Below are 24,588 nucleotides of genomic sequence, written 5' to 3' on the forward strand. Positions count from 1 at the left end.
TACTTAAAATTTATTTTTAAAATCATTAAACGGAACTTCGTAGAAACATCTTTTTCCGTTGGGTAAAAATTCAGGAAAACCGAGAGCGGTAAAATCTTTAATTAATTGCTCTGCATCTACTTTATAAATAAAATCAAAACGGGATTTCGACTGCATTTTGTTCCATTGGTTTTGATAAAACTGCAAAAATTCTTCTTCCGTTTTATATTCTAAAATTTCAAAAAGATTCTCCAGAAATTTCATCACCTGAGATTCTTTTAAACCTTCCGGAACAGCCTCAATTCTTAAAACATTTTCATGAGCAATACTCATTTCAAATCCCATTTCGGGAAGATATTTTTTAATTGATTTATATTTATTCTTTTCAATCTCATTCATGTGATATTCCAGAGAAAACAGAAGAGACTGACTGTTTGTGTTGGTTTTCTTTGCCGATTTATTATTTTCTGAAACCAAAAGACGGTGCATTCTGCCCAAATCAAGCATCAACGTACAATCTCCTTTATTGAAAAGCCAATATCCGTTAGGAAGTCGCATCAAATCTTCATCAAAATCTTCATCTTCAAAAAGATTAATCTTCGAAGGCTCTGCAGAGATATTCTGATGATACATTTCCGCTAAATTCTGGATTTCTGCTTTTGAAGTCTGTCTTTCTTCCAAAAACGGATTATAATCACGGTCGACAATGATTTCCGGCATTTTTATACTTGCTGTATTGCTTTTGCTCGGAAAGCTTTTCTGCATGATTTCATCCAGTTGTGGATCTCTTTCAAAATCTAAACTTGGCGCAACATTGTAAATTCCCAAAGAACGCTTAATGGTGGAACGAAGCAAAGCGAAAATAAGATGTTCATCTTCAAATTTTATTTCCGTTTTTTGTGGATGAATATTGACATCAATTTTCTCAGGGTCTAATTCAAGAAAAAGGAAAAACGTCGGAATATATCCAGGCATTAGCAATCCTTCGAACGCTTCCTGAACCGCTTTGTTGAAATACGGACTTTTAAAAAATCTTCCGTTTACAAAAAGGAACTGTTCCCCACGGGTTTTCTTGGCACCTTCAGGTTTGGCTACGAAGCCATGAAGTTTACACCAAAGAATATCTTCTTTAATAGGAATCAGTTGTGGATGAAGTTTTCTGCCAAAAATATCGACAATTCGCTGCATCTGAGTTCCTTTTCTTAGTTTAAAAACAGGATCATCATCATGAAAAAGAGAAAACTCAAGATTTTCGTGGGCTAAAGCAACACGTTGAAATTCATCAATAACATGACGGAATTCTATATTATTGTTTTTAAGAAACTTTCTTCTTGCCGGAACATTGTAAAAAAGGTTTTTCACCAAAAAATTAGAACCTTCTGAAGTTTGAGCTGGCTCCTGAAACTGGAAAACTCCACCTTCGATGTAAATATTTGTTCCTAAAGTGGTTTCTTGTAATTTCGTTTTAAGCTCAACCTGAGCAACGGCAGCAATTGAAGCCAAAGCTTCGCCACGGAAACCTTTGGTAGCAATTTTAAATATATCTTCAGTACCTCTAATTTTTGAAGTAGCATGTCTTTCAAATGCCATTCTTGCATCGGTTTCAGACATTCCTTTTCCGTCATCTACAACCTGAATGAGGTTTTTTCCGGCATCTCTTATTATCAGCTCTATTTTTGTAGCTCCCGCATCAATGGAATTTTCCAAAAGTTCCTTTACAATTGAAGCAGGACGCTGCACCACTTCACCGGCTGCAATTTGGTTGGCTACATGATCGGGTAAAAGCTGAATAATATCTGACATAAATGAGTAATGAACTTACAAAAATAGGCAAAGCAAATAAGATTCAAAACAGTAAAACAATGATTTAAAATTAAGTTATCCCTAACTTTTACACAATCTTATCAAAAAAAGCCCCTAATTGTAAACAATCAGGAGCCCCAAACTAAGTATATACAATTTGTGCTGTCCAAAATTTTAATTAAAATGACGTTACATCATTTTTTCCTCTAAAACCAGTTTAGATTTTTTAGGCTTTTCCTGTTTTGCTGATACTTCTGCACTCCCATGAATCTTATCATAAAGTATAGACAACAGGTTAGGTTTTTGGTATATTTTAGAATACCTGTAATTGGTGTAGAAGTGTCTCAAGTGGATTTTGTAAAAATCATAACCGATAACGACAACCAAACAAACACTTATTACATAAAATACACTGAATTCTAGGGAATAATATGTCAATCCCGAGAAAACCGCTCCTGCAACATAAGCCAACATTACACTTGATAATAGTTTAGCTCTTGCGATAAGCTCAGGGTTTTTTCTGTATTTCTTATGTGTAAACATTGATACTAAGATTCCCAAATCAGTTGTTGTTCCGGTAAGGTGAGTGGTTTTAACCAAGAAATTTGAAATACTTGCCGTTAAACCATTCTGCAAACCTGTGGCGAATAACATTAATCCGACAAGAACTTCAGCTTCTTCCAAAGTTTTCTGATAATAATGATGTCCGTAAAAACCAACGGCTAACAAACACAAAATTTCTAAAACCAACGGCATTGCATGCGCAAAATATTTACTTTTCCTATTAAAATTAATTACGAAAAAGTTTGCGGTAAAACTTCCGAAGAAGAATAGGAAAATCCAAGCTCCGACTACGGCAACCTGATTCCAGTTTCCTTTACTGATTTCTGCTGCAAAAACAGCGTAATGTCCCGTTACGTTTGATGTAAAAGAGAGAAATATCAATAGAGATGCAATATTTATAGTTCCTGCCGTAAAGGCAGTCAGCGTCCCCAGTCTAATGTTGTCTCCCAACGTCCTGCTGTTACTATAATTTCTTAACATTTTTTAAATTTTTAAAAAGTTTATTCTTTAATTTTAATTAAACTTCAACGAAAACTTCGGCCAATCTGCCTTTTTCTGGCATAAATTGAGGAGTTCCAAACACCACTTCCTGTGAAGAAAGATCTTTGCTTTTCTTAATATAAGGAACAAGGTCAAATTTCCCTTTGGTATTTTTGTTTTTAAGCGATGTTGAATAATACGCTTCTGTAATTTCTTCAGCTTTTACATAATTATTAAAAGCTCTTTGGAAACTTCCCGAGAAAATATCGCAAACAATTTTGTCTACTAAATGAGGATATTTATTAACGATAATTCCGTAAGCGTCGCAGAATTCTTTAGATCTGATTTTGCTGAAAACGGTAGATTTTGTATTGAAAAGAAGATCTCTGATAGAATCTCCCATATCATAGCCCGATACAAGTAGAATCTTGTACTGAGTATCATTTTCTTCTGCGTTTTTCTCTTTTAAAACTCTTTTTAAAATATTCAGAGACTCAAGAGAATAATCTGTTGCTATTAAAATGGTTTTGATCATATCTTTAGATTTAGTTGTGTAACATCTTTTGATACTACAAAACTATATCGGTAAGATTAGAAGATCTTTGGAACGAAATTAAAATGTAATTAAAGAGATTAAAATGAGATTAGAATTTCATTTTAAAAATGCTTCATTTTGAAGCTAAGATGGATTTTCTTCCTTCTGAGTACCGTAAATAGTAGGAAAACGCATTTGAACTGTTGTTCCTTGGTTTTCATGTGAACTCACTAATAATTCTCCGTTGTGCATTCTCACAATGTTTCTTGCCAAAGGAAGTCCGATACCGTAACCTTCGTAATTTCTGGTATTGGAAGCACGGAAAAAAGGATCGTAGATTTTATTCATTTCAGATTCAGGAATACCAATTCCGTTGTCTTTCACAATGATGTAAAGATCGGTATCTGTTGCGCCCAACGAAACTTTTACCTGTTGATGATTAGAGTATTTACAACCGTTATTGATAATATTGGCAACCGCCAAATGAAGAAGTTGCTCATTTCCCTGAACTTTCAGTTTTTTCGGATTGTCCGGAAGCATACTGATGTCGAGGTAAATATTGTTTCGGGAATCGATTTTTCTTAAAGTTTCAATAACATCCCACAAAAGCTGATCGATTCTTACTTTATCGATTTTCTGAATTCTGCCGTCAAATCCGGTTTGTGCAATTAAAAGAAGTGCTTTAATTTTTTTGTCAAGCTTTTCTGCTTCATCAAGAATGATTTCAAGCGTTTCTTTATATTCATCTGCTGTTCTGTTGATAGAGAGTGCAACATCCGCTTCTCCCATTATCGAAGTGAGTGGAGTTCGAAGTTCGTGAGAAACATTTCCAATCAAATGATTTTGAGTTTCAAAAGAAGTTTCGATTCTCGTCAACATTGTGTTGAAAGTTTCTACTAATTCATTTAATTCTTTGTTGTCCGGTTGAGGTTCAAGTCTTAAATGCAGGTTTTCAGAACTGATTTCTTTTACTTTTCCGGTGATTTTAAGAATGGGTTTAAATAAAGTTTTAGACAAATAAAAAGAGAAAATCATGCTGAAAAAGATTGAAAGAATCATACATGTAATCAAAGTCCTTTTTAAAAAACCAAGATAATGAACGACGTAATGGTTTTTTGCCGAAGCAATTGCGATATAGTCTTTATTTTGATACCTAAAAGATTGTCCGATATAATAAAATTCAGAATCGTTGAAATTGGCTTCACCTCTTCTGATGATATTTTTAAAAAAAGAATCGGGAATATGAACTTCGTGTGAAATCTTTTTAAAATTTGAATCTGTTGGAACAGCAAAAACATAATCCCTTTCCATAGGAAGCTCTTCGTCATTTCTGCTGTTGAGAATGTAATTTTCGGGAAGATCAAGATGTTCTTTGCCTTTTTCAATCTGTACAATCGTGGTTGTACGGATTTTTAATAATTCATAAAACCTCTGATGCGAAAAATTAACAATAGAAAAGTATACCGATCCCCCAAAGATCAAGATAACGGTTGTAAAAACAACCATCAAAAGTACCATTGTTTTGGTTTGATTGGTAACGACTCTATTAAACATTTTCTAAGGTTTTTTTAAAACATATCCCATTCCTATTACGGTGTGAATGAGTTTGTTGTCTTCCTGGTTGTCTATTTTTTTTCTTAAATAATTGACGTAAACGTCGACAACATTGGTTCCCAATTCGTAATTTACGCCCCAAACTGCATCCAAAATTTCAGCTCTTGAAATTACTTTTTCAGGATTATTTAAGAAATACATCAGAAGTTTGTATTCGGTTGAGGTTAAAGAGACTTCTTCGCCTGCACGAATTACTTTTTTAGAATAATCATTTACAATTAAATCTGAAAATTTAAAAACGTGCTCGTTTTCTTCTTCATTTTCAGTAGCTTCCGGAGTAGAAATCGGGTTGCTTCTGCGTAAAAGAGATTTTACACGAGCAACTAATTCAATAAACTTGAAAGGTTTCACCAGATAATCATCACCGCCGTTTTCCAAGCCTAAAACGATGTTTTCTGAAGTTCCCAAAGCGGTTAAAAATAAAATAGGAACGCTTTTATTGGTTTTTCGTATTTCTTTGCAGACGTCCAAACCGTTCATTTCGGGAAGCATAATGTCGAGAATGACCAAATCGAAATCATTTTCCTGCACTAGATTTACTCCGGTACGTCCGTCAAAAGCAACAGAAATTTCATATCCTTTCTCCTGAAGTCCTTTTTTAATAAAAGAGACAACGCTGGTTTCATCTTCAATCAGAACAATTTTTTTCATAAAAAATAGTGAACTTCACAAAAATAGGAAAAAGATTATAAACGGGAGATTTGTATTTAAATACAAAAAAAGACGAACCTGAAATTCGCCTTTTAGTTATATATGGAGTGTGTTTTTAGTTTTATTCAAAACAGATTATTAATTACAACCTGAACAATATGATCTGTCAACATATTCCTTACTGTTTCCAGCCATATAATAACAACCGCCTCTTTTTCCAACATATAAAGTATGTCCATTATAAGTACAACCTCTGTCTCTTGATGCGGTAGTAGACTTTCTCTTTTTACTTTTTTTGCTTTTCTTTTTTGGTTTTGTTGTCGAAAGTTCGGTTTTAGCAGTTACTGAGTTTTCTGCTGCTAAAAAGTTTGCAGGTAATAATAAACCTAAACCTAAAAGGCTTGTGAATAGTAGTTTTTTCATGGTTTTAATGTTAATTTATATTATGTTTTGTTATAAATCTCTCTGAAATTTCATTTTCATCAAGAATCTCATTGTTTGGTAAGACGATTTGAAAATTTCCTGTTATTGGGTTTTCAATAAAATGGGCTCCTGATCTACAATTTTCAAATCTGTATTTAAATGCTTTTAGACCTGAAATAATCCCATTGTTTGTTGTTTCTTCATAAACATGTTTTGAACAACTCTTTCTGAAAATACATTTTCTTCTTTTTGAAGCAGGAATTATTAGCCAATAAATTTTAATGCTTAACAGCAGGAAATATTTCATTTGTTTCTTTTGTAAAAACAGCTACTTGGTAAGATGTCATATATCCTGGTTTTTGCTGACCTATTCCAAAACAACCTTCAATAGGCTGAATGTATGTTGAAACGCTTTCTAATCTTACATATTTCCAACCTTGTGCAGACTGAACGAGTATTAAATTTTCTAATTGTTCAGCAATGATATTTGAGCTCATGTTTTGTTGGTTTGCTGTTGCAACAAATGGTACGACTTTATATTCCATAATTGATTTATCTTATTTTTCTAGAATATCTAAATTTTACATAAGTATTAATAAAACCATTCAGTCCGCTTCCAGATATTGCAAGTCTTTTCATTGCTTCAATATTACTCTCTCCTGCACTTGTGTATGTATATTCATAAACACTGCCGGTTGAGAATTCAATTAAAATATAATTGCTCCCAATTTCAAATCCTGAAATACCAGAATCTCCATTTTTGTTTCCATATTTTTCCATAAATAAAATTTTAGTTGTTTAATACTCCAAAAGTATAACCCTTTGAAAACCATTCCTTACGGTTTCCCGTAAAAACAAAAAACCTTTCAAAATTTTGAAAGGTTTAAAAGGTTAATTGAGATAAATTATATAATTCCTAAATCTTTGCAGAAAGCAACGAGTTGTTCATTATTACTGACTCCAAATTCTTCTTTCAGCATATTGATTTTCTTTTCAATGCTGCTTAAACTGTTGGGTTTTATATTGTTATTTTGTAAAAATACGGGGATGTTTTTTTGCAAAACGCCTTGAGCAAGCAAAGAAACTAAAGTAATATCGTAGGTTGTAAACTCGTAATTATTGAGTTGTTTTATATCTTGTTTAAGGTCAAGCGAAAGATGGTTTTCATTATTATAAACTGAAGAAATTGCTTTTTTTAATTCCTTAGAATCGTGTCTTGCTTTTCTTACATAGCCATTAATTCCGTAGTCTGTAAATAGAGAATCGATGATTCCTGATTTATGCTCTGCTGAAAAAACAATTATTTTTAAATCAGGCTGTTCTTTTCGGATTGCTGAAATCAATTCCCGACCATCTTTTAATTTTTGAGGAAGATGATCTTCTTCGTAATAAAGATCGGTAATTAATAGATCATAAGGCTGTTTTTCACGAATGGCTTTTTGAGCTTTTGCTAAGGCGTCATCACAGTAATAAACATAGTCGAAATTTGTGATGTTGAGTTCTTCCAATGTTTTCTGAACTGAAATATTGATGCTTTCGTGGTCTTCGGAAATTAAAACTTTTTTAAACATTATTTATTTTTTTAAGAAAAAGGGAATGAGATATTAATTTTCAGTCCTTTTTCGGTTTTGGTGTCAAAAGTAATTTTTCCGTTGATGTTTTCTATACGGGAAACCGTATTTGACAAACCATTTTTAAAAATTAATTCATCAGAAACGCCAATTCCGTTGTCTGTATAATAAATATTGATAATGTTATTTATTTTTTCAAATCTTAGAGCAACATTGCTCGCTTTGCTATGTTTTTTCATATTCACCAAAAGCTCACGAATGACTTGATAAACCTCTGTCTGAGTAGATTCTGAAACGTTTTTCCAAATTTCCTCGTCATTTCCGGCAGTGAACGTATTGACTTCCTCATTTTTAAAAGATGCGATGAGATTTGAAATTTTTTCCTTAAAATTTTGATTCGGAGAATCTGGTTTTTCGTAAGAAATATCTCTGGATTTTTCATAGACAAATTCTAATTCATCAAGCGCCTGTTCTTTATTGAAGTTGTCTTGATTTTCAATTTTTGTCATGACTTGGTAGATTCCATTGGCAACAACGTCGTGTACTTTTTTGGAGACCTTAAGTTGTTGTTCCTTTAATTTGTTTTCGGATTCTAATTGCATTCTTTGTTTACGTTTTCTGTACCAGATAACTCCGAAAATTGTTAATGATAGTGAAAATAGAGAAATGCCATAAAATTGAAATTCTTTTACAGCGTTATCATTTTGTAATTTAAGATTTTCAGCTTTGTTTTTTTCAGAGTCAAATCTTATTAAAGCAAATTGATTTTTTGCTTTATTTTTAGTTATTTGAATGCTGTCATTTAAAGGCTGGAATTTTTTGAAATAATTTAAATAATTTTTATCATCTAGATAAATCATTTTTTGTAAAGCTTGTGACTGGTCTTCTAAACTGCTATTTTTAATAGCGGTATTCAACATTTTATTTGCATAATATAAAGCAACTTTTTTATCTCTGTCGAAATAATAATTCGATAAAGTTGCAAAACTCGAGTTTTGTCCAAAATAATCGTTATTTCTTTCTCTTATTTTTAATGACTTAATTAATTCAGGAACAGGATTGTAGTTTTTATTTTCTAAAAGCTTAGCCTTTGCAATATTGTTTAAAGCTCTTGAGAAATTAATACTATCTCTTGTTAGCATTGCAGTTTGTAAATATTTTTTCGCTAAATCATATTTCTTCATTGAAATAAATACGTCAGCAATATTATTGCAGTAAACGTATTTATTCTCTTCATTCGTTACATAATCTAAAGCTTTTGTATAAAAACTAATTGCATCATCATAATTATATAGAAAGGCTGAACAAATTCCAATATTATTATCATTAGCAGCAATTGTACTTCTAGTAGTACTATCTGAAGTTTTCTTCAAAAAATTATTTGCTTCTGTTGATGTTTCAATACTTCCATAAAAATCACCTTGCTTTTGTTGAATGATCGCCATGTTTACCAATGACTTTGCTATTCCTAATGTGTCGTTAACACTTTTATATGATTCTTTTGCTTTGTTATAATAGTAAAAAGCAGAATCTGAAATATTAGAATCCCTAAAAAGTTTAGCTTTTTGATAGTAGTTGTTCTTATCTCCGTAGTATTCTACGTCATTTTGTTTAGTACAGAAACAAAATAGTAAAAGAATTAAAATGTAAATAATTCTTTGCATAATTAGTTTTTATGCAAAATAACAAAAAAGAGCAGATTTATAAAATCTGCTCGTAATAATTATTTATGGGCGAACAAAAGGAGGTGGAGTCTGCCCTGTGTTTCCACCTGTGCTTCCTCCGTTTCCACTCCCGCTTCCATTTCCGTTTCCTCCATTATCACCCGTTCCCGGATCAATACCCGTTCCCGTTCCGCTTTGCGTTGTTACTGTATTTCCGTTGTTATCGCAATTTGTTGTATTTGTAGTTCCGTTTGAAAATGCTAATCCCAATAGCATCAATATTAATTGTAACATTGTTTTAAAAATTTAAAAATTGGCACTAGTGTTCTTCCTTGCGAAACAGATCACAAGCAGTGTTACACGATTAAAAAAATTGAAGCGCTTCTAAATTTTTTGGGAAGTGAACCTTCAAAAACGGAAGAGAAACATCTGCTTCCCAACCCGGAGTTTTCTTCCGTTTTATCAGGTGATTTTAGAAATCAGTTTTTAGTTTTTTTCTCTCTGATTTCTTTTACAAATATCTGATAGATATATCCGAATCTACGGACAGAGGATAGACAGGGGAATAAGTGTAAATGCTTGATTTTTATGGGAAACCGTAATCTAGTTGTCTAGATTTTGTCTAACTTGGACAGCAATAACTAATAACCTAAATTATAATGTACAGTAAGAAGAAACTTTTAGTGGAAACTGTCTTTGAAACTGCAAAAAAGGAACTTCCACGAGCGAGTATAAATTCCCTTTCAAACTATTTGAGTAGCCTTTTTGATGAGAGATATGATTTTTCAAGAGACGAGAGATCGTTTACGAGGTATTATAAAAGCTTAGTACAAGACGGAGAAGACTATAATATCGATGATATTACACTACTTTATTTAAGTAAATATATTGGTTATAAGGATTTTGAGGATTTTTGTAGTAAAATAAATATTGAAGGTGGAGATGGCTCAACAACTTTTAAATTAGGCTTTAGTGATATGTTATCTGAACAAACCCCTCAAGTTAATATTACCGTTAATCCAATATTCAAAATGCCCGAATTCATGAAGAAAAACGGAATGGGGATTATGGAGATTGTGCTTTTGATATGTCTTACGACGGGAGGTATTGCCTTTTCAAAGAAACCGAATAATCAAATTCAAGGATTTGCGGGATTTTTTCCGTCAGAACAGAAGTGTATGTATTGGGATAAAAGTGAATATAAACCTGTAGATTGTCAGGATAAAAATCCGATTTACAATCACATGATTCCTTTTGATTATGAAAAGATGACCTATTTTAAGAGAATTGAGAGGAAAGATACTTTAACGGTTGAAAATTCTTTTGGAAAAATTTGGTACTCAAAGTACAATGGAATAGTGGAGTTTTTTTTAAGTGATGGTGTTGATCCGAATAATGGACGGGAATTAAGAAAAGCGACAGAATATATTATTGACAAATATGCCGGAGTTATAGAGGAGGAAATAGCGGAATAAAAAAAGCGAAGAAAAATCTCCGCTTAAATTTTGTTTTTAATTTAATTCTAACATTCCCAATTCTCCGTAATGTTTTTTAAACTTCTGGATTTTTGGACCAACAACTGCGCTGCAATAGGGTTGAGTAGGGTTTTCATTATAATATCCTTGATGATATTGTTCAGCCGACCAGAATTTTTCAAATGGTGAAAGTTCTGTCACATAAATTCCCGACCATCTTCCAGACTCCTGAGACGTTTTGATGGCTTCTTCTGCTTTGATTTTTTCGGCTTCGTCTCTATAATAAATCACAGAACGATACTGAGTTCCGATATCATTCCCCTGTCTGTTTAATTGAGTTGGGTCATGAAGAAAGAAAAATACATCCATCAACTGTTCGTAAGAAATAATTGAAGAATCATAAGTAATTTGTACAACTTCAGCATGACCGGTTTCCCCAGTGCAAACTTCCTCATACGTCGGATTATCTTTATGACCTCCGGAATAACCTGAAATGGCAGACTCTACACCTTTCAACATATTAAAACAGCTTTCCACACACCAAAAACATCCACCTCCAAAAGTGATTTGCTGTACATTATTTTTATCCATTTTTAATTGATTTTTTGTTTAAATAGTTTTTCCTTTTTAGCCATTGAATGCTTATGAAAAACTTATCAAAAATAAGAAAATATTGAGCCAAAATTGAACTAAACTAAGCTTTAAACACAAATCACACTAATAGATTTCACAAATAATCTCAAATAAATATTTGTTAAAAATATTAATTAAAAAAGCACCCCAAAAAGGATGCTCAATATTACTTATGTAAATTAAATCTATTTTTCCCAAACCAAAGCACTTGCTCCTAAAATTGCAGCATCAGCTTCGTCCAGTTCAGAGAAAACCAATCTTACTTTATTTCTGAAAATAGGAAGGAGATTTCTTTCCATATGAAGTTTTGCTGGTTTTAAAATAAAATCTCCTGCTTTAATAACTCCACCAAATAATAAAATTGCTTCAGGAGAGGAGAACATGACGAAGTTTGCCAATGCTTCACCTAATTTCTGACCTGTATATCTGAATACTTCAATCGCAACAGGATCTTCTTTTAATGCACATTCGTGAACAGTTTTAGAATTAATTGCTTCTTCAGGAAATTGATTCAACATCGAATCCGGAAATTCTGCTCTCATCTTTTTTGCTGTAATTGCAATTCCTGTTGCAGAAGCATAAGCTTCAAGGCTCCCTTCAGAACCAGTACTCCAGTGTTTTCTTCCGCCTGGCTTTACGATGGTGTGACCCAATTCGCCTGCAAAACCATCATGACCGTAAATTAAATGTCCTCCGGAAACAATTCCGCTTCCTACACCTGTTCCCAAAGTAATCATGATGAAATCTTTCATACCTCTTGCTGCACCGTACATCATTTCACCTAAAGCTGCAGCATTGGCATCATTGGTCATTTTACACGGACTTTTGAACTTAGCAGTTACTAAATCTGCAAAATTGATAACTCCTTTCCAGGGAAGGTTGGGCGCGAGTTCTATAGTTCCTCTGTAGTAATTTGCGTTGGGAGCACCTACACCGATGCCTTCAATAATTCCATCTACTGCGTGTTCATCAATTAAGGGTTGAATATTTTCGTATAATGCATCGATAAATGCTTCCGGTGTGCTGTATTGATCGGTAGGAATCGAGCCTTTGGCTAAAATTTCTCCTCTGTGATTTACAAGACCAAATTTAGTATTGGTTCCACCGATATCGATACCTAATGCAACCTGTTTTGACAAATCTACTACTGACATTTTCTTATTGTATAATTTCGAGGCAATAAATTTATAAAAAAGATTGTATTAATAGTTATCAAACCCAATTTATTTGAGAAATCAGATTGCTTTTTTAGTCTTTTTTCTTCTTCCCCACCAAACTAAAAATCCTGTTACAGGTAGTGAGGCACAAATTAAGCTGACAATAAATGCAATAATCTTTGTAGGTAATCCTAAAATAGATCCTACATGAATGTCGTAATTGGCTGCAACTGTTTTTTCCCCGAAGTTTTTATCTTCGTGATTATAAGTGTGCAAAAGTTCTCCTGAGTTTTCGTCAAAAATCAAACTGCTGTTTTTGTGATAAGAATATGAGAGATGTTTTACGAAAACTGAGAAATTGGGATGTTCGTGGTCGTCCATATGCGGATGTCCTAAATCAATTGAAAAACCATAAGAATTTGGATATTTTGCCTGAACTGTAGAAATAACTTTGTCTAAAGTACTTTCAGTTCTTGCTTCAATCGGAGCTTTTGTAGTGATATGTGAAAAGTCAGGATAAACAGTATTCCCTCCTGAAAAAACAAAATACATCATCATCTGAACGACTAAGAAAGCATAAAACAATCCTGTAATTGAGAAGATTAAAGCGAAAATTGAAGCGTAAAAACCTAAGATGTTATGAAGGTCATAATTTTTTCTTTTCCAGCTTTTGATATTTTTCCATTTGAATGAAAATCTTTGTTTTCTTGCAGCTTTGTTTTTAGGCCACCAAAGAATGATACCGGAAATTAACATGATAACGAAAATGATAACCGGAATTCCTACAACATATTTCCCCCAATCCTGCTTAAGCAAAAAGCTCCAGTGAATCATTTTTACAATTTGAAAGAACCCGTTTTTTTCATCATAAACCCTTAAAACTCTTCCGTCATAAGGATTCACGTAGGCAACTTTGTAGATGGGAAATTCATCAAAATAATTCCATGCTTCAGTATTGTGCTCGTACCAATAAAACTGATAAGCCATTTCTTTATCAATCGGAACATTTACCCAATGGATTTTATATCTTTCTTTTACCTGAGCGTCAACAGCTTTTTCTAATACACGAATGGGCAAAACTTTTTTTTGAGCAATGTTTTCTTCGCTATGATAGATAACCTCTTTTCTTGTAAAGTTTTCTACTTCATCTTTAAAGACGTACAAAGCACCGGTTATTGAGACAATGAAAATAATCAGACCAATAGATAATCCGAACCAAAGATGCAGTTTACCTGTCCATTTTTTGAAAAGACTTGGTTTCTTTTTATGATGATGTTTTTTCTTCATGAATTTCTAAAGTTGTGCAAAGATATAATTTTCAATTTTTATTTAGATTAATTCAAATTAACCTTAAATAAATCTGCCAAACTACGGTTGCAGTTTGGCAGGTTTTTTTAATTTTAGAACTTATAAGTAACTGTTCCCAATGCGTTAATAAGTTTTTGTGGATTTGCTGTTGTGTAGCCTGTCCAGTAATGTTCGTTGGTAAAGTTATCCACTTTTACTCCAATTCTGAATTTCTTAGCATCAAAGAATGCGTTTGCATTTAATACAAAATATTTTGGAAGAGTAAATTTGTCTGTGATTGTATTTAAGATTTTATTATCGTTGGCATAGTTTCCTCCTATACCAAATCCTAATCCTTTAAGTTGACCTTCTAAGAATTGGTAACTTGCATTAAAGTTAGCTAGCCATGGAGATCCTGAAGTATTTGGTCTCAAATTAAGCAAACCTTTATTGGCTTCATCCATTTTGGTATATCGCGTATCATTATAGCTTATACCTCCAATTAAAGAAAATCCTTTTACTAGATAAGCATTTACTTCAAGCTCAACTCCTTTACTTTGTAGTTCACCCGCTTCGCTTTGAATTGCAATAGAGCCTATATAACCTGAAGTCAATAGAGAATTTTTTACCTTAATATCATAGTAACTTACTGTTGCATTAATTTTTCCGTTGATAAGGTTCGTTTTAAAACCACCTTCAAATTGGTTAGCTCTTTCAGGATTTGATAATAATGTATTTAAAGCTTCATCTACTGCATAATAACCGTTACTTTTGAAACTGTTTTGATAATTACCAAAAATGGAGAATTTATCTTTTACGATTTCATATACTAAGCCTGCTTTTGGTGAAAAAGCAGATTGATTGTAGGCATCAACAACTCTTCCAGCTGTTTTTCCCTCTTTAGCATTGTTGTTTTCATATCGCAAACCAATCACAATGTTTAAGCCTGTAACAGGAGTGAATACGTTAGAAATATAACCACTGTAAGTATTAAGATCCGCATCAATATCATAATTACCAATGTTTGCAGGATTTGCGTAAAGGTTGCCCAAAGTGGTACCATTAAAATCTGAATAATCTGCTCCGTTTGCAGCAACCGGATTGTTGAATGCTTCTGCGCCGCTTACACCCAAATAAATAAAACGGGATCTATCTTTTGTTTTAAGATAATCAAAACCAGCTACCGTTCTGTTTCTCATGCCGTTTCCGAAAGTGTAATCAAAATTAAAGTTCTGCTGTACCTGAAAATATTTTTTTCTGCTATCTTTTGTTCCTTGATCGAATCTTGAAACTGTTAAAGCATCGTTTGTATTTAATCCTACTGAAAAATATGGACCGAATCCATCAGAATAGCTACTTGAAGTATTTATGTTTGTAGATGATTTAATATTATCATTAATTTTATAATTAATCTGTCCGAAAATATTATTTACTCTTGCTGTTGTGTAAAGATCATCACCGATATAAGATTCTTTGTAGTTCAAACCTTTTGCTTCAAGATCCTTCATATTATCAACACCTAAAGCTGGAGAAAGATAGAAAAAGAATTGATCTCCTACGGCTCTTGTATTGAACGTTTCATATTCAACATTAAACTGAAGTTTATCACTTGCGTTATATGTTATTGAAGGTGTAAAGGCAAAATAAGAGTTTTTTGCATCGGTTTTTTGAAAAGTTCCTTCGTTTGTGTAAGCCGTATTAACTCTGAAAAGCAGTTTGTTATCTTTAGTAAGTGGTGTGTTTATATCAGCTTGAGCTCTGTAAGTATTATAGCTTCCTCCCATAAGAGAAACATTTCCACCAAATGTTTCAAAAGGTTTTTTTGTAACTCTGTTAATAAGACCTCCATAAGAAGCAACGTTACTTCCATATAGAGTTCCTGAAGGACCTTTCAATACTTCAAGTTTTTCTAAATTTATTGCATCAATACTTGTTGTAACAGGAGACACTAAACCATTTCTCATCGAACTGTTGGAAACAAATCCTCGTAGCGATACAAAAGAACCACCATCTCCTGCTCTGCTTGTTGCTGACCACATTTTTTGTAATCCTGTTACATTTCTATATGCATCATCTACTGTAAAAATAGCTTGATTTTCTAAGGCCACTCTGCTTACTGATGATAAAACTTGAGGATCTTCGATAGCCTTTAAAGGCATTTTGTTAGAATAATCGCTATCTTTTTTTGATATAGTATTAATAATTACTTCTTCAATATTTTTTGTTTGAGCAGAATCTTTCACTTGAGCAAATGTTGTCATTGAACCTAATATTGATATACTCACCAATAGTTTCTTCATAATAGAAATTTTTTGCAAATATATTCTTTTTAATTATTCTAAATAAATTAAACAATTGATATTTATCATATTTAATTCATAAGTATTATTCATTAAATAAGAAAAACCCACTTCAATTGAAGTGGGTTTTTCTGAAATTTATAATTTGTCTCTTATGCGGGAATTTCTCCTCTGTATAAGAATGAAATAATTTCTTTGTTCATTTTGTCAACCATTTCGCTAAACAATTGGAAAGATTCTTGTTTGTAAATTACCAAAGGATCTTTTTGTTCGTAAACAGCTCCTTGAGAAGATTTTCTCAAATCATCCATTTCACGAAGGTGAAGTTTCCAGTTTTCATCGATGATTGATAAAGTAATGTTCTTTTCAAAATCATTGATTAAACTGTCACAATTTGTATCGTGAGCTTCTTTCAAATCAGTTACAATTGTGGTGGTTTTAATACCGTCTGTGAAAGGAACCTGAATCATTTTAAACATTGAACCTTGATTCTGATAAACATTCTCAATAATTGGGAACGATTTTTCTTTTAAAAGATTCAGCTTCATGTCGTAATCAGCCTGAGCCGCTTTGAAAAGCATATCAGTCAATTCAGGAATCTGTTTAGATTTAAAATCATTTTCAGAAACAGGAGATTCCATTGTGAAGTTTTTAATCACTTCAAATTCAAAATCTTTATAGTTTCCAGTTGCTTTACCTTTTGCTACAATAGAATTTGCAACATCAAAGATCATATTCGCAATATCATACTTCAAGTGATCTCCAAATAATGCATTCTTTCTTCTCTTGTAGATTACGTCACGCTGCTTATTCATTACATCATCGTATTCAAGAAGTCTCTTTCTTGTTCCGAAGTTGTTTTCTTCAACTTTTTTCTGAGCTCTTTCGATAGATTTAGAAATCATAGAATGCTGAATAACTTCACCTTCTTTATGACCCATTCTGTCCATCATTTTTGCAATTCTTTCAGAACCAAATAAACGCATCAGGTTATCCTCCAAAGAAACATAAAACTGAGAACTTCCCGGGTCACCTTGACGTCCCGCTCTACCTCTCAACTGTCTGTCAACACGTCTAGAATCATGTCTTTCTGTTCCGATAATTGCTAAACCTCCAGATTCTTTTACTTCTTTAGAAAGCTTAATATCTGTACCACGACCTGCCATATTCGTTGCAATAGTTACAACTCCCGGTTGACCAGCTCCTGCAACAATTTCAGCTTCTTTTTTGTGAAGTTTCGCATTCAACACTTGGTGCTGAATTTTTCTTAAACTTAGCGCTTTTGAAAGTAATTGTGAAATTTCAACAGAAGTTGTTCCCACCAATACAGGTCTTCCTGCAGAAGTTAGGTTTTCAATTTCTTCAATTACGGCATTATATTTTTCTCTGTTGGTTTTGAAAACCAAATCTTGTCTGTCGTGTCTCTGAATAGGACGGTTGGTAGGAATTACTACAACATCTAATTTATAAATCTGCCAAAGTTCGCCAGCTTCAGTTTCTGCTGTACCCGTCATTCCCGCCAATTTGTTGTACATACGGAAATAATTCTGAAGTGTTACCGTTGCAAAAGTCTGAGTTGCTGCTTCGATTTTTACACTTTCTTTAGCTTCAATCGCTTGGTGAAGACCGTCTGAATAACGTCTTCCTTCCATGATACGGCCGGTTTGCTCGTCAACGATTTTTACTTCACCATCAATGACTACATACTCATCATCTTTTTCAAATAAAGTATATGCTTTCAATAATTGACTCATGGTGTGAACTCGCTCAGATTTTTCAGCAAAATCAGAGAATAGTTTTTCTTTAGCTTCAAATTCTTCTTCTTTAGATAAATTTTTAGCTTCCACTTCAGCGATTTCAGTTCCGATATCCGGAAGAACGAAGAAGTTGGCATCAGAATTTCCTTGAGACATGTATTCAACACCTTTGTCTGTCAAATCAACCTGATTGTTCTTTTCTTCAATTACGAAGTAAAGATCTTTATCAACGATCGGCATATCACGGTTGTTGTCCTGCATATATTGCGCCTCAACTTTCTGAAGCAATGCACGGTTTCCGCTTTCCGATAAGAATTTAATTAATTGTCTGTTTTTAGGAAGACCTCTGTAAGCTTGAAGTAATTTGAATCCTCCCTCTTTTGTGTTTCCTGCTCCGATTAATTTTTTAGCTTCGTTAAAAATAGCAGAAACAGTTTTTTTCTGTACTTCAACGATTCTGTCAATGGAAGGTTTAAGAATGTCAAATTCTTGTCTGTCTCCTTGAGGAACCGGACCAGAAATAATCAACGGTGTTCTTGCATCATCTACCAATACAGAGTCAACCTCATCTACAATGGCAAAGTTTAGTTCTCTCTGCACCAATTCTGTAGGTGAAGTTACCATGTTGTCTCTCAAATAATCGAAACCAAATTCGTTGTTGGTTCCGTAAGTAATATCAGAGTTGTATGCTTTTCTTCTTCCGTCTGAATTCGGTTGGTGATTATCGATACAATCGATAGACATACCGTGGAATTGGTACAATGGTCCCATCCAAGCCGAGTCTCTTTTTGCAAGATAGTCATTCACGGTTACAACGTGAACTCCTCTTCCAGGAAGTGAATTTAAATAAATAGGAAGTGTTCCCACCAAAGTTTTACCTTCTCCGGTTGCCATCTCAGCAATTTTTCCGCTGTGAAGAATTACACCACCAATAAACTGAGTGTCGTAATGCACCATATCCCAAAGTACGGGTGTTCCGGCTGCGTTCCATGAGTTTTTCCATACTGCCTGATCTCCTTGAATTTCAATGAAATCTTTTCCGGCAGCAGCAAGTTCTCTGTCCCAATCTGTAGCAGTTACACGAATTTCTCCGTTTTGTGCCCATCTTCTAGATGTTTCTTTAATCAAAGCGAAAGCTTCAGGAAGAACCTGTAAAAGAACTTTTTCTTCGATTTCGTAAGAATCTTTTTTCAAAGCTTCTATTTTAGAAAAGAAAGCTTCCTTCTCATCAACATTGGTAGAGTTTTTTATCTGCTCTTTAATTTGTTCTATCTGTGCTGTGATACTGCTTGTCGCTTCTTTAATTTTAGATTTAAATTCAGCGGTTTTTTCTCTCAAACCATCATCAGATAATTCTCCGATTGCAGGCTCAACAGCTTTGATTTTTGTTACAACTTTTTTTACTTCCTTTAGGTCCTGCGCTTTTTTGTCTCCCAAAAACCCTTTAAGAACTTTATTTAAAAAACTCATAGAATTTGATTTAGGCTCAAAGCAAATTGCTTTAAGCATATTAAAATTACACGCTTTGGTGTATGTTATATATTTAAAAAGCTTTAAGTATACTACCTAAAGCTTAATGCTTTTCTTAATATTCGTCTTCGTTCCAAAGATAATCCTCATCTGTTGGATAGTCGCTCCAAATTTCGTCGATTGCATCGTAAATTTCTCCTTCGTCTTCGATTGCCTGAAGGTTTTCTACTACTTCCATTGGTGCACCAGTTCTAATCGCGTAATCGATAAGTTCTGCTTTTGTCATTGGCCAAGGTGCGTCGCTTAGGTATGATGCTAATTCTAATGTCCAGTACATAATTCTTTATTTTTTTGCAAAAGTATAAAAATAGGTTATATTATAAACTTTTTTTATGACTTGATTTTCAATTCTTTTATTAATTTTTATCTATACTGACGGCAATCGCTGTGTTGAGCATGATTGCGGTCGATTGATGTCATTTTCTCAAAAACCATTCCACAAATATTTTTGTGCCATTTTGGAAGTTTGTTGTAGGTTTATAACCGATTAAATCTTGTGCTTTTGTAATATCGGCGCTGGTTTTTTGCACATCACCTGGTTGCATTGGCAGATTTTTCTTAATGGCAGATTTTCCTAAAAGATTTTCGAGCGTAGAAAGCATTTCATTTAAATTAATAACTTCACTTTCTCCCAAATTCAAAACCTCATAAATATTCGTGTTATTTTCTAAATATTTAATCGACTTTATAATTCCATCAATAATATCATCGATGTAAGTGTAATCTCTTGCTGTATTTCCATCGCCGTAGAAAGGGATCTCTTTGTTTTCAGAAATAAGTTTTGTGAATTTGTGAATGGCTAAATCTGGTCTTTGTCTCGGTCCGTAAACCGTGAAAAACCTTAACTGAATCATGTCGATATTATAAAGACTGTGATAAACGTGACCTAAAATTTCACTACTTTTTTTTGTTGCGGCATAAGGTGAAATTGGGCAATCTACATTATCAGTTTCAGAAAAAGGAGTTTTTTCGTTATTTCCGTAAACACTTGATGATGATGCACAAACAAACTTTTTAATATTAAATTGATTACAAAATTCCCAAAGGTTCATCGTTCCTCGAACATTTACTTCTTCATATTCTAAAGGTCTTTCAATAGAAGGGCGAACTCCCGCAAGAGCCGCTAAATGAATAATTTGATCAATTTTATGCTTTGTGAATATTTCTTCTAAACCACTTTTGTCTCTTATGTCTTGGAAATATAAAGTATAATTATCAGATTTTGAAATAGAAACTAAATTCTGAATATCGCTTTCTTTATTAGAGAATTCAGATTCAATATTTTTTCCTAAAGATTCTAAAGTGTTTTTAATTTTCACTTTATAATCATAAAAATCATCAAAATTGTCAATGTTTATGACAGAATGTCCTTCTTTCAATAATTTTTCTACCAAATGAGAACCAATAAATCCGCTTCCTCCTGTTACGAGATATGTCATCTGAGTGTTTTAGTTGCACAAAAGTATAAATTTAAGAATTTCTTTCCTTTAATAAATTGATAATATTTAAAGATTTCAAGCTGAAAATAAAACGATTTTTTAAATTAGGCGAAAAAGTATGAATGTATTTAAAAAAACGATGGCTTGAGTATTTCTTGTTTTTGTACTTTTACTTTCAAATTATTTAACATGCAGTTTAAAGGGCAAATTTTAAAAATGACGAGTTTCGATGCTCAACCTATCCAATATTACCTCAACCTTTCAGGTGATCTTATTCACATGAATGAATTGTTCGGAAAGGAATTAAACATAAAACATACAGGTTTTCAATGTGTGAATTGCGGTTTAGATAAAACAATTTACAGAATGGGATTTTGCAAAAGTTGTTTTTTTGAAAGTCCTTATGCAAGTGATACCATCATTCGCCCCGAACTTTCCACGGCACATTTGGGAGTTGGCGAAAGAGATTTAGAAATAGAAAAACAAATCCAATTGCAGCCACATACCGTATATTTAGCTTATACAGGTGATGTGAAAGTGGGCGTCACGAGAAATACGCAAATTCCTACGCGATGGATCGACCAAGGCGCAACATTTGCTTTACCGATTGCCAGAACAGAAAACCGCTACGAAGCCGGAATGATAGAAGTTGCATTAAAGGACCATCTTCCAGACAAAACCAACTGGAGAAAAATGCTTCAGGATGATTTTGAAGATGAGATTGATTTAGCAGATTTTCAGCGAAAAATAAGAGAATATTTTCCTGAAGATTTCCAGCAGTTCTATTCGGAAGGTGAAGATATGTGGAAATTTGATTATCCGTTTTCGAAACCTGAAAAAGTGACCTCTTTTACTTTAGATAAAAAACCTGAATTTGCAGGGAAATTAATTGGAATTAAAGGGCAGTATCTGAGTTTTGAAGGTGGAAATTTTATGAATGTAAGAGGGCATGAAGGATATGTGATTGAGTTAACTGTTTAAAAATAATTATAATGCGTTTAAATTTATAATCATGAAAAAACCTTGGGTTAAAAAGCTTTTAATAGGTCTTGGAATTTTATTTGGAATCGTTCTGATTGCCAATTTCGGACTCAATATTTGGCTTAAAACCCAGCTTCCTGATTATATCAAGAAAAATACAGATTACAAGGTTTCTTACAAATCTTTGGATGTCGATTTGGGAACCGGAAATATTTTCGCAACAGGAATTACCGTTAACAATAAAAATCCACAAAACATTAATGTAATTGGACTTCAAGGAACGATTGATACTTTAAAAATCAGTCGTTTCGGGATTTATGATGCGTTGTTTAATAAGACAATTAGTTCATCAGATTTATTGTTGTCAAAACCTAATCTGAATATTATCCTCGCAAAACCAAAAGATGTAAAAACAGGAAAGAAACCTAATCCTGTCAATTTTGAAAATATCAGAATCAATAAAGGAACAATCAATGTTTTTAAATATACCAAGCAGAAATTTGTAAGCGTTAACGAACTCGATTTATACGTCGAAAACCTTCAATTGACCGAAGAATCCGTAGAAAATAATCTTCCTGTCGCTTTTGATGAATATAAAATTACCGGAAAAGATTTTTTCTTTCAGCCGGATGAAATTTACACTTTAAAAATTGCTAAAATCACCACTACTAACGGACAAATGTTGGTGGAGAACTTTCAGCTGTTGCCTATTATTTCGTTTGAACAGTTTAAAAAATTGTACCCGAAAAAAACTCAAATGTTCCAATTCAATATTCCTAAAATGAATTTTAAGGATATTGTTCTGAAAAAAAATAAGGCTTCTTTATCAAATGCAGATTTCCAAAATGCTTTTTTGAAAGTTTATAAAACGGGTGTTGCAGCAATAAAAAAAACAGCGAAAAAGCAAAATTTCGAGCTAAATTTAGACGATATTAAATTAAATAATGCTAAAATTCAAATTGTAAAAACGAACAATACAGATTTGTTTTTGGCAGAAGATTTAAACATAAATATTAATAAACTTCAATTTACCGAAGAAAGTTCGCAGGAAGTAATTCCGGTTTTATATAAAGATTTTAAAATCGCAGGAAAAGGAATTCACTATAATGATGCACAGGATATTTCTGTTGAAAGTTTTAATCTAAATCCCAAAGGCGGACAAATACGAAATATTGTTGCAAAGCCAACCAATTCTCCAAAAATGACATTGGATTTTAAAACAAATCTGATTCAGTTTAATATTAATGAGTTTAAATTTGTTGATAAAAAATTAAATCTTGATGTAAAAGATGTTTTAATCGACGGAATCAACGGAAAAATTGCTGCCGGAAAAACTGTTCCAAAGAAAAAAACAGCAGTGAAAGGAATTCAATTTCCTATTGTTTTGGGAAAAGTTTCACTTAAAAATTCAAATATTACATACGAAAGTGAAAACCAACCTTTAACATTCAATGATTTAAATGCGACTGTAAATCAACTTGAATTGGTTGAAAACAAAGCAAAAAATGGAATGGCTGTTAAAGTAAAAGATTATGCTTTAACAACAAAAAATTTCGTTTACAAAACGAAGTTCTATAGAATGAGCGGTGGAAATTTGGCTTTAAATAAAAACAAAGTTGAAATCAATCAGTTTGCAATGATTCCTTTGGTTTCGAGAGCGCAGTTTATAAGAATGATTCCTGTTGAAAGTGACTTGTATGACATTAAAGTTAATCAAATTTCTGCGCAGGGAAATTGGGATTTGTTTTCGGAAAATAAATCGATTAATGCGACAAATGTTACGGTAAATTCTGCGAATGCTAATATTTTCAGATCTAAAATTCCTGCAGATGACCCGAAAATAAAACCTTTGTATTCAAGAATGTTAAGGTCGATAAAAATTCCGATGTTTATCAATCAGCTTCAATTGAAAAATTCGGTTTTAGAGTATGAAGAAGATACTCCGAAAAGTAGCGGACCAGGAAAACTGACATTCACAAATTTTAATATGAATGTCAAAAATCTGAATTCTGCCAAAATGAAAGGGAAGCCAACGAATGTTCAGATAAAAATTGACTGCACTTTCATGAAAACTTCGCCACTTTCAGTGAATTGGGGCTTCAATACGGCAGATCAGGGAGATCATTTTACAATTGCTGGAAATTTAGATAATATTCCAGCGACTGCTTTAAATTCTTTTGTAGTTCCTTATTTAAGTGTTTCTGCAACCGGAACAATCCAGAAGATGCTTTTTAATTTTAAAGGAAACCCGAAAGGAATTGGCGGAACTTTTAATATAAAACATAAAGATCTTAAAGTTTCGATTTTAGATAAAAACAGCAAAGAGAAAAAAGGAGTTTTGAGTGCGGTTGCTAATATTTTCATTAAATCAGATTCAGGGAAATTTCCTGAATCAGTGATTGTTGAAGGTGTAGAAAGAGATCCTACAAAATCATTTTTCAATATGTTTTGGAGAGGAATCGAGGATGGTTTAAAGAAAACACTTATCGGAATTGATGTTGATAAAACTAAAAAGACCGTTGAAGGAGCTGTAAATACCGTGAAAGATGTAAAAAGTGGAGTGAAGGATGTGAAGAATTCTGTGAAAGAGGCAAAAAAAGATATTTCAAAAGAACTGGGTTCGTCAAAAACAAATGTCTCAACTCAGAAAAAAGAATCTGAAAAACCGAAAGAAAAGAAAGGTCTGTTTAAAAGAGTTTTCAATAAAAAAGAAGCTCCCAAAACTGAATAATTTAGGGAGCTTTA

General features: G+C 32.9%; 22 protein-coding genes. 3 read left to right on the forward strand and 19 right to left on the reverse strand.

The annotated features are described in order from the left end of the window. Positions 1–3: 3 nt before the first annotated feature. The 12 genes from mutL to OF897_RS02230 form a co-directional block, all read right to left on the reverse strand. Positions 4–1,782 (reverse strand): DNA mismatch repair endonuclease MutL, encoded by a 1,779-nt coding sequence (mutL, locus tag OF897_RS02175; RefSeq protein WP_267264047.1) that lies wholly within the window; start codon positions 1,780–1,782, stop codon positions 4–6. 189 nt (positions 1,783–1,971) lie between these two features. Then, complete coding sequence (locus tag OF897_RS02180) at positions 1,972–2,826, reverse strand: YoaK family protein (protein WP_267264048.1); 855 nt, start codon at positions 2,824–2,826, stop codon at positions 1,972–1,974. 37 nt (positions 2,827–2,863) lie between these two features. Next, the gene (locus OF897_RS02185; protein WP_267264049.1) at positions 2,864–3,361 is read right to left on the reverse strand and encodes a hypothetical protein; all 498 of its coding nucleotides are present in this window, start codon (positions 3,359–3,361) and stop codon (positions 2,864–2,866) included. Between the two features lie 144 nt (positions 3,362–3,505). Then, positions 3,506–4,915, reverse strand: a complete 1,410-nt coding sequence (locus OF897_RS02190; RefSeq protein WP_267264050.1) for a sensor histidine kinase — start codon at positions 4,913–4,915, stop codon at positions 3,506–3,508. Positions 4,916–4,918: 3 nt separating this feature from the next. Further along, entirely contained in the window at positions 4,919–5,626 is a 708-nt protein-coding gene (locus OF897_RS02195; RefSeq protein WP_267264051.1) for a response regulator transcription factor, read from the reverse strand. Between the two features lie 138 nt (positions 5,627–5,764). Next, entirely contained in the window at positions 5,765–6,049 is a 285-nt protein-coding gene (locus OF897_RS02200; protein WP_267264052.1) for a hypothetical protein, read from the reverse strand. A gap of 10 nt (positions 6,050–6,059) precedes the next feature. Then, entirely contained in the window at positions 6,060–6,356 is a 297-nt protein-coding gene (yidD, locus tag OF897_RS02205; RefSeq protein ID WP_267264053.1) for a membrane protein insertion efficiency factor YidD, read from the reverse strand. Beyond that, complete coding sequence (locus tag OF897_RS02210; protein ID WP_267264054.1) at positions 6,328–6,594, reverse strand: hypothetical protein; 267 nt, start codon at positions 6,592–6,594, stop codon at positions 6,328–6,330. The genes yidD and OF897_RS02210 overlap by 29 nt, the downstream gene beginning before the upstream one ends. A 7-nt stretch (positions 6,595–6,601) precedes the next feature. Next, a complete protein-coding gene (locus OF897_RS02215; protein WP_267264055.1) occupies positions 6,602–6,829 on the reverse strand; it encodes a hypothetical protein in 228 nt (75 codons plus the stop codon). A 125-nt stretch (positions 6,830–6,954) separates the two neighbouring features. Beyond that, complete coding sequence (locus tag OF897_RS02220) at positions 6,955–7,620, reverse strand: response regulator (protein ID WP_267264056.1); 666 nt, start codon at positions 7,618–7,620, stop codon at positions 6,955–6,957. Between the two features lie 11 nt (positions 7,621–7,631). Beyond that, complete coding sequence (locus tag OF897_RS02225) at positions 7,632–9,284, reverse strand: tetratricopeptide repeat-containing sensor histidine kinase (RefSeq protein ID WP_267264057.1); 1,653 nt, start codon at positions 9,282–9,284, stop codon at positions 7,632–7,634. 63 nt (positions 9,285–9,347) lie between these two features. Further along, positions 9,348–9,578 carry a hypothetical protein gene (locus tag OF897_RS02230; protein ID WP_267264058.1) on the reverse strand — a complete coding sequence of 77 codons (231 nt, stop codon included), beginning with the start codon at positions 9,576–9,578 and terminating at the stop codon, positions 9,348–9,350. Between the two features lie 365 nt (positions 9,579–9,943). Here OF897_RS02230 and OF897_RS02235 point away from each other — a divergent pair, with 365 nt between their 5' ends. Next, positions 9,944–10,759 carry a hypothetical protein gene (locus OF897_RS02235; RefSeq protein ID WP_267264059.1) on the forward strand — a complete coding sequence of 272 codons (816 nt, stop codon included), beginning with the start codon at positions 9,944–9,946 and terminating at the stop codon, positions 10,757–10,759. A 36-nt stretch (positions 10,760–10,795) separates the two neighbouring features. Here the strand turns inward: OF897_RS02235 and msrA are convergent, their stop codons facing one another. The 7 genes from msrA to OF897_RS02270 form a co-directional block, all read right to left on the reverse strand. Then, on the reverse strand, positions 10,796–11,350 hold the full coding sequence (msrA, locus tag OF897_RS02240) for a peptide-methionine (S)-S-oxide reductase MsrA (protein WP_267264060.1): 555 nt from the start codon (positions 11,348–11,350) through the stop codon (positions 10,796–10,798). A 227-nt stretch (positions 11,351–11,577) separates the two neighbouring features. Continuing rightward, a complete protein-coding gene (locus OF897_RS02245; protein WP_267264061.1) occupies positions 11,578–12,546 on the reverse strand; it encodes an ROK family protein in 969 nt (322 codons plus the stop codon). 81 nt (positions 12,547–12,627) lie between these two features. Beyond that, positions 12,628–13,836 carry a PepSY-associated TM helix domain-containing protein gene (locus OF897_RS02250; protein WP_267264062.1) on the reverse strand — a complete coding sequence of 403 codons (1,209 nt, stop codon included), beginning with the start codon at positions 13,834–13,836 and terminating at the stop codon, positions 12,628–12,630. Between the two features lie 113 nt (positions 13,837–13,949). Next, positions 13,950–16,136 (reverse strand): TonB-dependent siderophore receptor, encoded by a 2,187-nt coding sequence (locus OF897_RS02255; protein WP_267264063.1) that lies wholly within the window; start codon positions 16,134–16,136, stop codon positions 13,950–13,952. 152 nt (positions 16,137–16,288) lie between these two features. Next, positions 16,289–19,363 (reverse strand): preprotein translocase subunit SecA, encoded by a 3,075-nt coding sequence (secA, locus tag OF897_RS02260; RefSeq protein WP_267264064.1) that lies wholly within the window; start codon positions 19,361–19,363, stop codon positions 16,289–16,291. A gap of 115 nt (positions 19,364–19,478) precedes the next feature. Beyond that, entirely contained in the window at positions 19,479–19,700 is a 222-nt protein-coding gene (locus OF897_RS02265; protein WP_027382805.1) for a DUF2795 domain-containing protein, read from the reverse strand. A 139-nt stretch (positions 19,701–19,839) separates the two neighbouring features. Next, positions 19,840–20,862 (reverse strand): GDP-mannose 4,6-dehydratase, encoded by a 1,023-nt coding sequence (locus OF897_RS02270; protein ID WP_267264065.1) that lies wholly within the window; start codon positions 20,860–20,862, stop codon positions 19,840–19,842. A gap of 189 nt (positions 20,863–21,051) precedes the next feature. On the opposite strand from OF897_RS02270, the gene OF897_RS02275 reads away from it, so the two are divergent. Together OF897_RS02275 and OF897_RS02280 are read left to right on the forward strand one after the other, a co-directional pair. Beyond that, complete coding sequence (locus OF897_RS02275) at positions 21,052–21,843, forward strand: DUF2797 domain-containing protein (RefSeq protein WP_267264066.1); 792 nt, start codon at positions 21,052–21,054, stop codon at positions 21,841–21,843. A 31-nt stretch (positions 21,844–21,874) separates the two neighbouring features. Continuing rightward, entirely contained in the window at positions 21,875–24,574 is a 2,700-nt protein-coding gene (locus OF897_RS02280; protein ID WP_267264067.1) for an AsmA family protein, read from the forward strand. The last annotated feature ends 14 nt before the right edge of the window (positions 24,575–24,588 follow it).

The sequence above is a fragment of the Chryseobacterium formosum genome (genome assembly GCF_026460885.1).
Classification (GTDB): domain Bacteria; phylum Bacteroidota; class Bacteroidia; order Flavobacteriales; family Weeksellaceae; genus Chryseobacterium; species Chryseobacterium formosus.